A 14,244-nucleotide genomic window follows, 5' to 3' on the forward strand; every position below is an offset into this window, starting at 1 on the left:
ATTAAGCTTTATAAACTAGACGGATTATTCTTATTCCGAAGAACTTCAATAACTTTTTGTTTGCAGGCCCAAAGTATATCTTCCATATCGGCAACTACATCGATACCCGCAGCACCTGCATGCCCTCCACCTGTGCCATTGTAATCAGCACTCACATCTTCCATGATCTGACCCAGGTTTACTCCGGCATTTAAAGCATCTCGCTTTGCCCTTCCGCTAACACGGATAGAGGTTTCTTTCATCGTACCTACAAATGCAACATCAGCACCTATATTGATCAGCATTGAAGAAGCAGAGCCTCCAAAAGAGCTTACATGAGAGGTAGCCACAAGCCAGCTTTCCACTCTTTCAATCTCCGCACGATTGGCCGTCTTTAGCATGGCAATACGCATAGACACATCCTGTGGAGTAGAAGCCATCAGCTCCAGTACTTCCGCATATTCAACACCACTGCTTTCAATTATATTAGAAAATGTACGGAAAGTATCACTTGTTGCATGTTTGAAATGCCCGGTATCAGTTACAATCCCTGTCATGAGCCCCACAGCAGTACGGTTCATAATAGGTGCACCCATGCATTTCAGTACATCATAAACTATTTCTGCAACAGATGTCTTATTGCGGTGCAGATAAAATGCTGCATTCTCTGTAAGAGCAGTTGTTGCGTGGTGATCAATCACGCCATAGTGACATAATTCAATATCATTTAACTGTGCAATTGTTGAAGTATCTACTACAACCGTAAGATCGTAGTCTTCGGGGTTTGGGTCTTCCACAACATCAATCTCAAGTTTGTCAACCAGCAAAGAAGCAACACGATTGCAACCAGCAACCAGCCCTACTTTGCCTCCAATAGCTTCAGATAGAGCAAAGGCACTGCTTACAGCATCGGGATCCGCATTGCGATGACATAGATACAGGATATTATGGTAGTCAAGAAGTTTGTTGTAGAATCCCTCTTCATCTACTTTCATTTCAACCTCTACCTATCATTACCTGCAATTATGCCGGCAAATGATAATTGGCAGGCAGGTCAGGCTCATTGTGCCTGATAACCGCCCTGGGTACCCATAGCCTGTTTGACCTGTTCCTGAAGCTGGTTGAAACGTTTGGAGACGCGTTCTTCCTGACGGGAAATAGACTGCAATCTTAAGGAAAGAGTTTCATTTCTCTCTTTGAGTTTTACAATAGCATCATCCTTGGTAGTACGTATCTGCATATCCCCAACAGTCCTGTAGACAACTGCATCTCCTGATAACTGTTCAAGTTCTTCAAGAGCATTTTCCGTTTCCTTCAATGTACTTTCAATCTGATTCTTTTGTGTGGCAAGTGTCTGGGCCTGTTGTTGAACCTGCTGCAACTGTGCCAGCTGGTTCTGGACCTGTGGGGGTAGTTCTGAACTCATTTTAGTTTCACCTGAGCATCCAATTAAACCTAAAATGATTTTAATGTTTCTATGGTTCATTCATCGTCAACTACCCCACCCTTACGACAAGGGGCTTGAATGTCAATTAAGCATTCGTCTGGGTGGCTGACAAGCACCCCTGAGATTCCAGGATATACCTGAAATCCCGTGTTTTGTGTTCAATATTCATTGCACCGATCAGGTCTGCATTATTCGCATAACCACATTTTTCACACCTAAAAGACAATCTGTTACGGTTATTCTTAGAGATATGATTGCATCGAATACAAGTTTGAGAAGTATAGGATGGATCAACATAATGAGTGATTATGCCTACTTCTTTTGCTTTGTATTCAATGAATGTTTGTAATTGCCGGAAAGCCCAACTACTGTGGTTATGTCTTCTCTTTTTGGAAACTTTGGAAAGAGTGGAATCACGTATTCCTGTTAAATCTTCCAGACCTATTACTGATACTTTGTTTTTAACTGCAAATTTCACAATTTCTTTTGAGATTGTGTGGTTTACATCTCGCATAAGACGTTTCTCTTTACCTGAAATGTATTTCAACATTCGTTTTGCAGATAAAGTTCCCTTCGATTGTAAACGCTTTCGCATTGATTTGTATTGGTTGCGAAGATTCTTAATTTCACCACCAGCAAAAAAACTACATTTTTTGTCTGTAGTAGAAGCAACAGCCAGATAGTTCATACCTACATCTATACCCATGAAAGTAGAAGCATCTGTTATTTCTTTGTCAGGAACTTCTTTTTCAACAGATAAATGGAAATAATAATCTCCGTCTTTATGTTTTACAACTTTGGAGGCCTGGTATTTCCATGAACCATCAAAATACTGTTTTGCGTAGTCATAATTCAAAATGGAATATGCTTTTCTTCCGTTGATAGTAGTTATTTTGACTGTATCTTCATCAATCACAAAATCCCTTTTGTAAGAAAAAGTCATTGATGATGGCGAAAATTCTACTTTTTGCCATTTTGCCTTTTTCTGTTTCTTCAATGTTTTATAACATCCTGCAACTTGTCGAGGGATATTACAACTCATCTGGGATTTCAATTTTAATGTTTCACGAAGATATGGGTAAACTTCCTGCTGTAATTTCATTGCTGGAATTGGTTTACCTTTATCAAAAAGAACTTCGGAAGCATAGTTCATTCCATCAGAATATTTCTTCACAGTTTCCACTAAATCATTATCAGGATTAACCAATTTCAAGATAATTGTTTTAGTAAGAAACATATACTACTATATTCACACGCAAACTATAAATGCTTTACTGTGAATTGTTGGACGCATTCCTCCCCTACCTCACGGAAGGGGACTCCTGTTTTACGAGTTGAAAANCGGAAGGGGACTCCTGTTTTACGAGTTGAACATGAATCCTTTACGGGTCTATTGCGTGCGGTCTTCACCTGATGGAGGAACTGGTTAGTCGTGCGGATCTGGGAGATCTTCCGGAGTCGGATTTTGATCATCTGGCCCTGGATATAAAAAGGGCTTATAGCAGGCTTGTTATAGAATGGCTGGCTTACATGAAGTATTTAAAGCACAAACACCTAATCTTTTCTCTGGCAATGCGAACCAATCCTTTTGATACAAAGAGCTCTGCAGTGGTCCATTCATGAAGTGCCTGTATTTAGCTTCCAGTTACGGGTAAATAAAGAGAGAAAAAAATGAGAATTCTATCAGGAAAGCACCCATCCAGACAACTTACCCTTTTATTCCTGGGGACCTTCTGTGTTTTCCTGGCCCTTTTATCTTTTATTCCCCTGCTGCCACCCATAGCTGCAGAACTAAACATCTCCCGCTCAAACCTAGGTTGGGTGGCGGGAATTTTCATGATATGTATGGCATTTTTCCAGATTCCCTTTGGCATGATGTCAGACAGGTTGGGAAGAAAGCCCATGATAATCGGCGGTATATTCATTTTTTCCAGCGGATTATTTGTGACTTCCTTTGCTGATTCCCTTCTCAGCCTCCTGGGGGCACGTGCTATTTCAGGAATTGGGGCTGCAATCTTTTTTTTCGACCTCGTTCACGATGATTGGTGACCTTTATGAATTAAAGGAGAGGGGAAGGGCAATGGGTATAATAGCCATTGCTGTGGGATTGGGTACGATTTCCGGATATATAGCCGGGGGTACACTGGGAGGAGAATACGGATGGCGACTTGTCTTCAGGGCACTTTCATTGATTGTTTTTCTTGTATGTGCTGTCTTTTTCCTGCTGGAAGAGACTGCTCCTAAATATCGGGAAAGCACCCATTTCCTGAAACTTATGAGCCTGTCCCTCAATCTTTTCAAGACCCGCACCATCGTATATGTGACCTTTATAGCTATGTTCTGCAACATGGCTTCCATCGGTGCCACCTACGTACTGCCCTTCTTCGCCCAGGACCAGGGTATATCTACATCAACTACCGGTTTATTGTTCGTACCGTTTGCAGCGGTCAGTTCGATAAGTGCTTCAGGTTGTGGCAAATGCTCCGATACAATCGGCCGGAAAAAACCTCTGGTCGCAGTCACATTTGTGGCAGCGGTCGCTTTAATCCTGTTCTGCAGGATGCCAGTGGGCCCGCTGTCAATCGCCCTGAATTTTGCCCTGGTGGGCTTGTGTTTCAGTCCGGTTGTAACACTTACCTCAACCATCCTCGTAGACGAGGTTGTACGTACCGATTCAAGCATACTGGGAACCACGATGAGTACGTTCAATATGATTCGCTGGCTCGGTGCAGCGCTGGGTCCGGTGATTGCAGGTTTGATGCTGGACCAGTACGGTGCACGTGCCTCGCTGCTGGTGCTGGCAGTGCTTGTGACGGCGGCGTTCGTGCTGGCGGTGGGATTGAGGGAGAAGTGGGAGTGAAGGGCTGGTGAAGTTAATGTGAACTTGAAAGCAAACATATGTGTGCTTTTTGAATCATAATGATACAATTTTGCTTTGTTTTTCCAGGTAAAGTAATATATATGTTGCTTCCCTTACATCAGGAGAAGATATCCTAATTTGGAAAAGATGGTAATCTCCTCTATGTCAGGTTTTTATCTTTTTTCATTGCTTTCAGGAATCTACGTAATATGTTACTGTCTTCTTAAACTCATGTATGTCAATTGGTTTAGAAATATACCCAACACAACCGGCATTGATGAATTTGTTCTCATCTCCTCTCATTGCATGTGCTGTAAGTGCTACTACAGGTATGTTTTTTGAATTCTCCGATTTTTTGAGATGGTTTAAAACTTCAATTCCGTCCATTTTGGGCAACTGTATATCCAGCAAGATCAAATCAAAATTACTGTTTTCATTAACGATATCAAGAGCTTCTGATCCATCTTCAGCCTGTTCGACTTCATAACCATATGATTCAAGAAGGTCTACAGTAAGTTCCATATTCATTGGATTATCTTCAACAACCAGTACTTTTGTCATTTACTTCACATCCTATAAGTTTGTGTTATTTCAACGGGACAGTGAACGTAAAGGTACTTCCCTTTCCAACTTCACTCTCAATCCAGATCTCTCCATCATGCATCTCCACGTACTTCTTCACCAGAGCAAGACCCAATCCTGTTCCTTCATACTCTTTATTAGAAAACGAACCTGCCTGTATGAAAGGGTCAAAAATTTCTTCTTGTAATTCTGGGTTTATACCAATTCCATCATCAATAACAGATACATACAATTCTTTATCATCAAAGGATCCCTTTAGCCATACATTTCCATTTGCTGGAGTATACTTTATCGCATTGCTAAGTAAATTGTAGATAATTGCTTTTAGTTTTATTTTATCGATACACATTTCAAAACTATCAGGTGAAATATCAATTTCAAGATGGATATTCTTTTCCTTTGCCAGCTGCTTGACAAAAATACTCGTCTCTTTTATCAATGCAGACACATTAGTCATTTCAGGTTCCAGTTCGATTTTACCTGATTCAACTCTTGATAGATCAAGAACACCATTAATTAATTCCAGTAAGTGTTCTCCACTATTTTCTACATTTGAAATATACTTGTGCTGCTTTTCATTTAGTTCTCCAAATTGTTCTCCACTCAAAACCTGAGAAAAACCAATTATGGAATTAAGAGGTGTACGCAATTCATGACTCATATTTGCAAGGAATTCAGATTTGGTACGATTTGCTTCCTGCGCTGAAAGTTTTGCTTTGATAATTGCGTCTTCAAATTTCTTCTGTTCACTAATATCTCGCGAGACACCAAATATAACATTCTTTCCTTCCCATGTACCATGTGTTATTTTAGTTTCGACAGGTATTATATTTCCCTTGCAATCAATAAGAGGTACATGACATGAATCCTTTTGACCTTTTATCATAGCCTCAACAATGGTATGGGCTTCATCTCTTCTTTCAGGAGGATGTACATCAAGAATATACATTGATTTCAATTCATCAGATGTATATCCTAATTTCAATTCAACCTTTTTATTTGTAGCAATGATATTCCCATTCATATCCAAAATAAACACAAAATCGTTTAAATTGTTATAAAATTGAATGAGTTCTCTTCTTTGCCTCTTTGTTCTGTCATATATTTTTTTGCGTTGATCTATATCTTCATGTACACCAAGAGCTCGATGAGGAATACCTTTTTTGTCAACTTCAAACGTCTTGCCTTTTCCAGAGATCCATTTCCATGTCCCGTCCTTACATTTCAGGCGAAACTCTTCCTCATAGGGTTGGGCATTCTCAACACATTTCTGAATACGCGGAAGAACGCTTTTTTTATCCTCGGGATGCATCAAACCGGCCCACGTATCTCGATTCATGGGAAGTTCTCCAGGTTCATATCCCAGCATAGTGTAATATCTTGGACTGAAATATATTTCATCTGTATCCAGGTTCCAATCCCAAAAACCATGGTCTGCTGAATCCATGGCTAATTCAAGCCGTTCTTTTATTTCCTCAAGTTGTTTTTGTGTCTTTTTCATATCAGTAATATCACTGAAAATAGTTGTAAATTTACCTTTTTGGGAAGAGGCTACAGATATAGTAAAATGTTTATTCATTGGTGGGAAATAAGTTTCAAATTTAGTTGCTCTACCAGTTTTTGCAACTTGAGAATATACATCAATATAAGGAGGTTTTTCGCATCCATATATGTCTGAAGCACGTTTACCAATTACATTTTCCTTACTTAAACCCAGTATCTTTTCATAAGCGGGATTCAAACCAGTGATAATATAATCTTCAGGAAGACCTTCTTCATCATATATCATTTCGTGAAAACAGATTCCTTCCTCTACAATTTGTATCAAATCATCCATATATACCACTTTCTGTTATGACAACATAACACTGATTATGTGGCTTATAGCAACAACAAACGCTTATCAGTATTACTGTGCAAAATAATTATACTTCTATAACCTTTATTTCTTTAAGACTGTATATATTATAAACATTTCGATTTGAATAATTTCTGATGTATATGATACCGATACAGGTCAGCACATTAGAGTTTATGATGCATTGCCAACTTTAATTACGTATATTTTCTAAATTTTATCAGTTTCTCTAATAATTCAATCTTATCCAAAGTATTTGTATATCTAAAAGAATTAGATCAAATATGTCATTATGGCTGTTTCTAAAGATTCAGGATCATTATAGGATGTTTCTCCATATCTGAGGAAAATGCATTTACATTTGCCTTTATTTGATCACACTTATTAACCATTTATAGGATTAAATTGTCAGCATTAATTTCATCAATTTTTCTATGAGAAATATTAATATAAGGACTAGTGCAATATCTTAAATAGGATAGTTTCTAAATATAATTACTAGTGTATCATTTTAATATTTTGTTGAGCATGATTTGATGATTGGTGCTGAATTATTTGATTTATGGGAAGATACTATTGCAATACTTTCTCCAGACGGAGTCATTTCTTATACTAATAAAAACTGGAAACAGTTTGCCCAAGATAATGGCTTGAATCCAGATGAATGCGATGAAGGAACTAATTACCTTAAAGTATGTGATGAAGCAAGAGGCCAAAATTCTAATGAAGCTTCTATTGCATCAGAAGGAATCAGGGAGGTAATATCTGGAAAAAAGTCAATATTCAAAATCGAGTATCCCTGTCACAGTCCAGGTGAAAGACGCTGGTTTTTACTGAAAGTGACACCTCTTTCAAAAGAATCACCCACAAATGTCCTGCTGCAGCACATAGATATAACTGGGCGCAAACTTGCTGAAGAAGAAACAATAAGAAGTAAAGATAAATTCAGGGACATCTTTTCAGAATCTCCTATACCCATTGAAATTTACAATTCTGAAGGACACTTAACCGATGCCAATACTTCCTACTTAAAACTTTTTGGTATATCTGATGTTGCAGAGGTACAAAGTTTCAATCTTTTTGATGACCCCAATTTACCTGCTGATGCAAGAGAACAGTTGCTTGCAGGTGAAACGGTTGAGTATGAAAACACTTTTGATTTTGAACTGGTCAAAAAACTAGACTTGTATAATACAAGTCGTTCAGGTACTATCTATGTAAATGTGAAAATATCTGCATTGTGTATGACTGGTTATTTGGTCCACGTTCAAGATATTACCAAACAGAAAAAACATGAAGAGAAAATAAAGTTGTTCAAAACCATTTTTGATAATGCAAATTCTGGAAATGCAATTACTGATCTTGATGGAAATATCAAGTATGTAAACGATTGTTTTGCAAAAAACCATGGGTTTGAACCTGACGAACTAATCGGGCAAAATTTGTCTATTTTTCATAATGAAGAACAGATGACAGATGTAAGCAGTATTAATAAATCATTATTGGAAGATGGCTACTATACCAATGTTGAAGTCTGGCATACTCACAGAAATGGCACAACTTTTCCAATGTTGATGACTGGTATAATTATAGAAGATGAACTACAGAATCCTCAGTTTATTGCTGCTACAGCTATTGATATCACTGAAATGAAAGATAAAGAATACAAATTGCGTGAAAGTGAAGCCAAATTCAGAAGCTATATAAACAACGCTCCAGATGGCATTTTTGTTGCTGATGAGAATGGTTACTATATAGATGTCAACAATGCTGCCTGTGATATTACAGGTTATTCAAAGAACGAATTAATTGGAATGCACCTACTGGATCTACTGCCACCTGATGTTCATAAATATGTAATTAATAAATTTGAAGATGTAAAAAATAAAGGAAAAGCAGATATTGAAATCCCATATTTGACTAAAGATGGGGATAAAAGATGGTGGAGGGTTACAGCTGCTGCTTTATCCGAAAACAGGATAATTGGGTTTGTTGAAGACATAACTCAACATCAGAAAAATTTGCAAAGACTAGACTATCTCACCGATACATTGCGTTGCATACGTGATGTGAATCAGATAATTGTCAAAGAAAGCAATTCTTATGACTTATTACAGAAAATTTGTGACAACTTAACCAAATATAATACTTATGCTGCCGCCTGGATAGGCATTTTTGATGAAAACAATAAAATTAATATGATTACTGAAAGTGGTTACAGCAATAAATTTGATGATTTCCTTGAATATACCAAAACGAATATGCCACATTGTGCTCAATGTGCTTTAGAGGCCAGTGATTATATAATCATAGAAAATCCCGAAAAAGAATGTAGTGGATGCCCATTGCATAATGAATATGGAAGGGAAGATGTCTTTGTATCAAAAATTGAGTATGGCAATAAGGTATACGGTACAATTGCACTAACAATACCTGAAGATTATGTAAGTGATGAAGAGATTATTGATCTATCCAGGGAAGTTGTTGATGACATTTCCTTTTCACTTTATAATCTGGAACTGGAAGCACTCCGACAAACTGCAAAAGAATCTTTACTTGAAGGCAAACTTGTGGCTGAAGAAGCCAATCGTACCAAATCGGAATTTCTTGCCAATATGAGTCATGAATTGCGTACACCTCTAAACTCAGTTATCGGGTTTTCTCAGGTGCTGGAAGAGAATGCCTCCAATCATCTGGACGATAAAGAAATCAAATATGTATCTAATGTTCTAAAAAGTGGAGACTATTTGTTAGAGTTGATTAACGATATTCTTGACATTTCAAAAGTCGAATCTGGTAATATGGATTATGTGCCTGAATCTGTAAATATTGAAGAAATAATCGATGGTACAATTACGCTTGTGAGCCCTATGGCAAAAAAGAAAGCAATTGATTTACATGTCAGTTTTAAGCATGAATATCCAGATATGCAGGCTGACAGGATGAAATTCAAAGAAATCATGTATAACCTGCTTAGCAACGCAATAAAATTCACACCTGAAAAGGGTGAAGTCCAGGTTACTACAAAAATTATCGATGAAAAACTTCATGTCTCTGTTTCAGATACAGGCATTGGAATCCCTGAAGGAAAGTTCAAGAGCATCTTTGACCCTTTCGAACAAGTCGATTCATCTGCTAACAGAAAATTTGGTGGTACGGGCCTGGGACTTTCCCTGGTGAAGAAATACGTGGAGATGCATGATGGAGAGGTCTGGGTCGAAAGTGAAATAGGAAAAGGAAGTACCTTTACGTTCACTGTCCCTCTTGTTTAATGGAAAAGTGTTTCTCTGGTAACGATTGCTATTTTAGCGTTTTGCCGAATACCATGATGCCAAAAATAATACAATAGATGACATAAACAAAAGACAGATCAAACCCACTATTTGGTAATTCATTTCCTGTTTTGAGTTGCTATTTGTTGAATTTGATTTGTTATTTTGAATTATGTATTCTTTCTCTCCCATACTATCCATGATAATATTGGCAATTATGCTTTTATCAAATGAGTTTGAGATTTCATTACAGTTATATTTAAGTTCTTTTTGTGGATTTTCATCTTCAAAATCTTTATTATTGCCAAAATTTATGAATAAATGAGAACTTACGATAATTACTGTAGCCACAATAATCACAAAAATCATAAAATTGGCTTTCATTCAATCACTTTTGCAGTCAATTCGATAGCTGAGAATATGTTATAAAGAATATTTATATTTATATTTTATATAAATGTACACATATTATGATGTGTATCTATATATGTAACATATATAGGCTCTATAGGTCTTCTTTATTTATTCAAATTAAGAAAATTATCAAGTATTGTGTATATACACTTTTGCATACAAAAAAGATGTAATTGTAAAATATGATTGTTAATTATTTAAACTGATCAGACTTTATAATTTATTCCATGGGAAAATACCCCATGAGGCCTTTACATTATTTCTTCTGTAATTCCAATCATCGTATAATTCATAGGAATACAGTAATATTCGCCAAATACTTTCACTTTTCTTTAGATTATTGGTTTAATTCCTATGAAATTTACTAACAATTATTCATCTAGTAATCCCGTTTTATAAAATTACCAAAAGAGGTTTACTATATAACTTCGTGCATATAAAAAATGTTATATATCATAATTCACATAATTTACTATGGTGGGCAAGATGAAAAGCAGCTTTCATATCGTACCACCACCATACTACCAAACTGCTTTTTTTACGATGTCTTGCCCATCACAGTGATTCTCGGATACAATTAGCATATCCAGACATATCAAAATGGAATTGATTAACTGAAAGTATTTCCTTTTTGCAGGTTCGTCTTCTGGCCAAAACACTTTACACCATGCATTTCTACTTTTTTTTTATTTAAGAGTCAGTGAGCAATTAATGTTAAGATCAAGGATATAAAAATTGAAAATACAACTCCCTAAATCCAAAACCTGTCGCTATGCTTAATAAATTAGAAAATCAAATGTTGGAATTGGAGATGAACAAAGATGAAACATGGGGAGTTTTATAAGAATAATGAGACTGGCAAAGTTGGGAAGATTGTAGAAACAAATCCACTGGCAATTTTCTTAAAAATGGATGGTAATTTTGTCGAATTTGAGAGGGATATATTTTTGGATTATTGGTCCAGAGTCGAGGGAGAGTCGGAATACGAATTGGAACTCACTTTGTTATATGATGAAATATGCCAGATCGCAGACAAGCAGAATGTGGACACTAAAAAATTAATCGCCGATCTAAATCGCCTGTCTACAAAACAAAATCCTGCTTAATTTTTTTGAATCGGTCGTTAATCAGTTCTTTTGATGGCAATTGGTCGATTGAATGTCCAATTTCAATTTTCACAATTGTCCAGTGTATAGCGCAGGGGTTTATGGTCAACCCCCTTTACATTTGTAGGCCCTTCATTTTTCATACCGATTTTTATTGCAACTTTCCTGGAAGCAATGTTGTCCTCATGTGAAAAAGCGATGAATTGCTTACAATCCAGTTTGCGGCAAGCGTGATGCAAGAAGATCTGGATAGCCTCGGTTGCAAATCCCCGGTTCCAGTGTTTTGGTAAAATGGACCAGTAAACCTGCTAAGCTCCTTTATCCGGGTCAGGAAGCATTCCAACAGAACCAACAAATTCATCGCTGTTCTTTTTTGCAACAGTATAGGCGTAGACCTGATCGGGTTCATCGTAGTTTTCCATCGTTTTATGGAAAACCTGCGAGTATCTTTATAGGATGCAGGTTTTTGACTGAAGAAAAAATATTTTGTAGCTTCATCATTTGAAATAAAACTGTAAAAACCAGCAAAATCTTTCTCCTGCAGCGGCCTTATAACAAGCCTTTTGGATTCTATGATTTCATGTATTCTTGCTGGCATGGGTATACACATGGTTCAAAGACTTATGTGTTTTACCGTTGCTAATATCAAAGAAAATTATGTTTGAATGTTTGAAATTTGGCGAAAAACTAATGAAACAGATTATTGATTATATCACATGAGCTTTGATAACCCTGGTTTTTTTGAAAAGTTGCGAATGGAAGTGCTCTGGAACCGTCTGGGAAGTTTCCGCTATAAGCAATATATTCAGGGTCTACAGTTGAAAGGCGATGAAAATATTCTGGATTTTGGATGCGGAGGAGGAGCGGCTTCAAAGCATATAGCAAACGCCCTTTCAGACAGCGGCAAACTGGTTTGCATTGACACCTCTGCTTTCTGGCTGGAGAAAGCAAAAAACGGATGAAGGACTTTTCCAACGTTGAGTTTGTCTGTGAAAGAATTGAGGATGCAAACCTGCCTGATAATTATTTTGATTCCGTTTTCATTCATTTTGTCCTCCATGATATTGAGGAAAAAAACAGGCAGGAAATAATAAATTCCCTTGCAGGCAAACTTAAGAAAAACGGTCTTATTTACATCAGGGAACCAACCAAGCATGATCATGGTATGTCCCCTGTAGAAATAGTAGAACACATGAAAAAAGCAGGTCTTTCAGAACTTTCCGGCAGGCATGGGGAGTATTTCAGGTGGCCACATTATACCGGTGTTTTCCGTAAGTAAAAAGTAAATTTACGCCTGTGATATGAAAATACACAGGCAGGAATGTTCGGGAATCAGTCGAGCATTTCTTTTCCGGCAGTTTTTGCCTCGCCCATTAATTCAGTGTTCTCTTTCACTGCTCCTGGCTCGTAGTATCCGGCACCAAGCAATGTATTCTTGATTTCCATTCCGAAAAACTGGTTCATCAGCCCTCCAAATTCTTCAAAAACCGGTTTGTACTGATTCTTTTCGGGGAACCCCTGAGAACCCACCAATACAAGTTTTTTACCGGCATTGATACGCGGAGAGAAATCCGGGTTAATCAGGGAATAGAACCTGTCTATGAATGAGCGTGCCTGTCCGGTAAATTGGCCGAAATAAATGGGTGAGCCAAAAACAATACCATCAGCATCAATGATCGCATCCAGGGCTTTTTCCATATCATCATCGAGTTTGCATCTTTCATGGACTTTACAGTAGCCACATGCCTGACATCCCGTAAAATCCATCGCATTGATATTGAATTTCCTTACATCAGCACCGTTTTTGGAGGCACCGTCAAGGACTTGCTGTACAAGTACATCTGTATTCCCATCTTTACGTGGGCTTCCTACAAAACCTACAACTTTCATTGTTCCACATCCATCTGGCTTTAATAATTATTTTCAGTTTCTTTTAGAAACATTATGTGATGTGTAAGTATGTGTTTATATACTTAAGTGTTTATTCATGCACATACTTCTGTTTAATATGTAACTATAAGTTTTTCATCTCCAGAAAATGCTGGATTATCTTTTTAAATAACAATACCCATCTTATTATATCAATAAAATATCAAATATCAGGGAGTGTCAATATGGGAGTAGAAGATGTAATGAAAGAGGTCTCTGAGGAACTTGAGAGACTTGTCAGTACGAAAACCGTTGTAGGGGAAGCGATGGAAGCAGGTGGAAAAACTATCATACCCATCAGCAAAGTATCCTTTGGCTTTGGTAGTGGTGGCGGTGAAGATAGTAAAAGTGCAACCGAATCGAGCTTTGGTGGCGGCGGCGGTGCAGGTGCAAAATAGATCCTGTTGCATTTCTTGTTATATCTGAAGAAGACGTAAAATTGTTACGTGTATCCGGCAAAGGCGATATTGATAAGGTCATTGAAGCAGTTCCGGAACTAATCGGGAAATTCAAAGGAATGAAAGGGAAAAAGCATGCCTCTGACAGACCTGAAGAAGTAAAAGAAGAGTCAGATAAAGAGGAAAAAGATTAACCTGTTTCCATTAGGAGACGGGCAATTTAAGTATCCGGGTCTATGTGGCCTATGATTATTTTTTCTGTACTTTTGCTGCTTTTGGTAGTGGCAATTTTATTCTTTTTTGTCGCATTTGATGTAACATTCAGGTTTACATTAGAAAAAAACAGTTACAAAACAAACCTGAAAATAACCTAGTTGGGAATCTCCAGAAATATCAAAC

15 protein-coding genes and 1 pseudogene are annotated in these 14,244 nt (G+C 37.4%); 8 read left to right on the plus strand and 8 right to left on the minus strand.

The genetic code is table 11. The features are described from left to right. Positions 1–8: 8 nt before the first annotated feature. The 3 genes from C9889_RS01335 to C9889_RS01345 form a co-directional block, all read right to left on the minus strand. Positions 9–974, minus strand: coding sequence for a DHH family phosphoesterase (locus C9889_RS01335; RefSeq protein WP_129596600.1), 966 nt, complete (start codon positions 972–974; stop codon positions 9–11). A 65-nt stretch (positions 975–1,039) separates the two neighbouring features. Then, positions 1,040–1,405, minus strand: a complete 366-nt coding sequence (locus C9889_RS01340; protein ID WP_129596602.1) for a prefoldin subunit beta — start codon at positions 1,403–1,405, stop codon at positions 1,040–1,042. 106 nt (positions 1,406–1,511) lie between these two features. Continuing rightward, positions 1,512–2,663, minus strand: coding sequence for an RNA-guided endonuclease InsQ/TnpB family protein (locus C9889_RS01345; RefSeq protein ID WP_129596604.1), 1,152 nt, complete (start codon positions 2,661–2,663; stop codon positions 1,512–1,514). 176 nt (positions 2,664–2,839) lie between these two features. Here C9889_RS01345 and C9889_RS01350 point away from each other — a divergent pair, with 176 nt between their 5' ends. The 3 genes from C9889_RS01350 to C9889_RS01355 are packed head-to-tail and all read left to right on the plus strand — an operon-like array spanning position 2,840 to position 4,286. After that, complete coding sequence (locus C9889_RS01350) at positions 2,840–3,049, plus strand: hypothetical protein (RefSeq protein ID WP_191985813.1); 210 nt, start codon at positions 2,840–2,842, stop codon at positions 3,047–3,049. Positions 3,050–3,097: 48 nt separating this feature from the next. Continuing rightward, positions 3,098–3,475 carry an MFS transporter gene (locus C9889_RS10690; protein ID WP_263853962.1) on the plus strand — a complete coding sequence of 126 codons (378 nt, stop codon included), beginning with the start codon at positions 3,098–3,100 and terminating at the stop codon, positions 3,473–3,475. After that, positions 3,465–4,286, plus strand: a complete 822-nt coding sequence (locus C9889_RS01355; protein WP_263853963.1) for an MFS transporter — start codon at positions 3,465–3,467, stop codon at positions 4,284–4,286. The genes C9889_RS10690 and C9889_RS01355 overlap by 11 nt, the downstream gene beginning before the upstream one ends. A gap of 192 nt (positions 4,287–4,478) precedes the next feature. On the opposite strand, the gene C9889_RS01360 is transcribed toward C9889_RS01355, so the two are convergent. Next, on the minus strand, positions 4,479–4,847 hold the full coding sequence (locus C9889_RS01360) for a response regulator (RefSeq protein WP_129596606.1): 369 nt from the start codon (positions 4,845–4,847) through the stop codon (positions 4,479–4,481). Positions 4,848–4,872: 25 nt separating this feature from the next. After that, positions 4,873–6,705 carry a PAS domain S-box protein gene (locus tag C9889_RS01365; protein WP_129596608.1) on the minus strand — a complete coding sequence of 611 codons (1,833 nt, stop codon included), beginning with the start codon at positions 6,703–6,705 and terminating at the stop codon, positions 4,873–4,875. A gap of 557 nt (positions 6,706–7,262) precedes the next feature. Here C9889_RS01365 and C9889_RS01370 point away from each other — a divergent pair. Next, positions 7,263–9,998 (plus strand): PAS domain S-box protein, encoded by a 2,736-nt coding sequence (locus tag C9889_RS01370; protein WP_129596610.1) that lies wholly within the window; start codon positions 7,263–7,265, stop codon positions 9,996–9,998. A gap of 33 nt (positions 9,999–10,031) precedes the next feature. Here the strand turns inward: C9889_RS01370 and C9889_RS01375 are convergent, their stop codons facing one another. Next, positions 10,032–10,382, minus strand: a complete 351-nt coding sequence (locus C9889_RS01375; RefSeq protein ID WP_129596612.1) for a hypothetical protein — start codon at positions 10,380–10,382, stop codon at positions 10,032–10,034. A gap of 851 nt (positions 10,383–11,233) precedes the next feature. Between C9889_RS01375 and C9889_RS01380 the strand changes: the two genes are divergently transcribed. After that, positions 11,234–11,518: a hypothetical protein gene (locus tag C9889_RS01380; RefSeq protein ID WP_129596615.1), complete on the plus strand. Its 285-nt coding sequence runs from the start codon at positions 11,234–11,236 to the stop codon at positions 11,516–11,518. Between the two features lie 62 nt (positions 11,519–11,580). On the opposite strand, the gene C9889_RS01385 is transcribed toward C9889_RS01380, so the two are convergent. Then, positions 11,581–11,811, minus strand: coding sequence for a GNAT family N-acetyltransferase (locus C9889_RS01385; RefSeq protein ID WP_129596617.1), 231 nt, complete (start codon positions 11,809–11,811; stop codon positions 11,581–11,583). A 423-nt stretch (positions 11,812–12,234) separates the two neighbouring features. Between C9889_RS01385 and C9889_RS01390 the strand changes: the two genes are divergently transcribed. Continuing rightward, complete coding sequence (locus tag C9889_RS01390; RefSeq protein ID WP_129596619.1) at positions 12,235–12,480, plus strand: methyltransferase domain-containing protein; 246 nt, start codon at positions 12,235–12,237, stop codon at positions 12,478–12,480. Continuing rightward, entirely contained in the window at positions 12,477–12,797 is a 321-nt protein-coding gene (locus C9889_RS01395; RefSeq protein ID WP_129596621.1) for a class I SAM-dependent methyltransferase, read from the plus strand. Before C9889_RS01390 ends, C9889_RS01395 begins: the two co-directional genes overlap by 4 nt. 53 nt (positions 12,798–12,850) lie before the next feature. On the opposite strand, the gene C9889_RS01400 is transcribed toward C9889_RS01395, so the two are convergent. Next, positions 12,851–13,408: a flavodoxin family protein gene (locus C9889_RS01400; protein WP_129596623.1), complete on the minus strand. Its 558-nt coding sequence runs from the start codon at positions 13,406–13,408 to the stop codon at positions 12,851–12,853. Positions 13,409–13,713: 305 nt separating this feature from the next. Between C9889_RS01400 and C9889_RS01405 the strand changes: the two are divergent. After that, a pseudogene (locus C9889_RS01405) lies at positions 13,714–14,039 on the plus strand (GerW family sporulation protein). The last annotated feature ends 205 nt before the right edge of the window (positions 14,040–14,244 follow it).

Source organism: Methanohalophilus profundi, assembly GCF_004137855.1.
Lineage (GTDB): Archaea > Halobacteriota > Methanosarcinia > Methanosarcinales > Methanosarcinaceae > Methanohalophilus > Methanohalophilus profundi.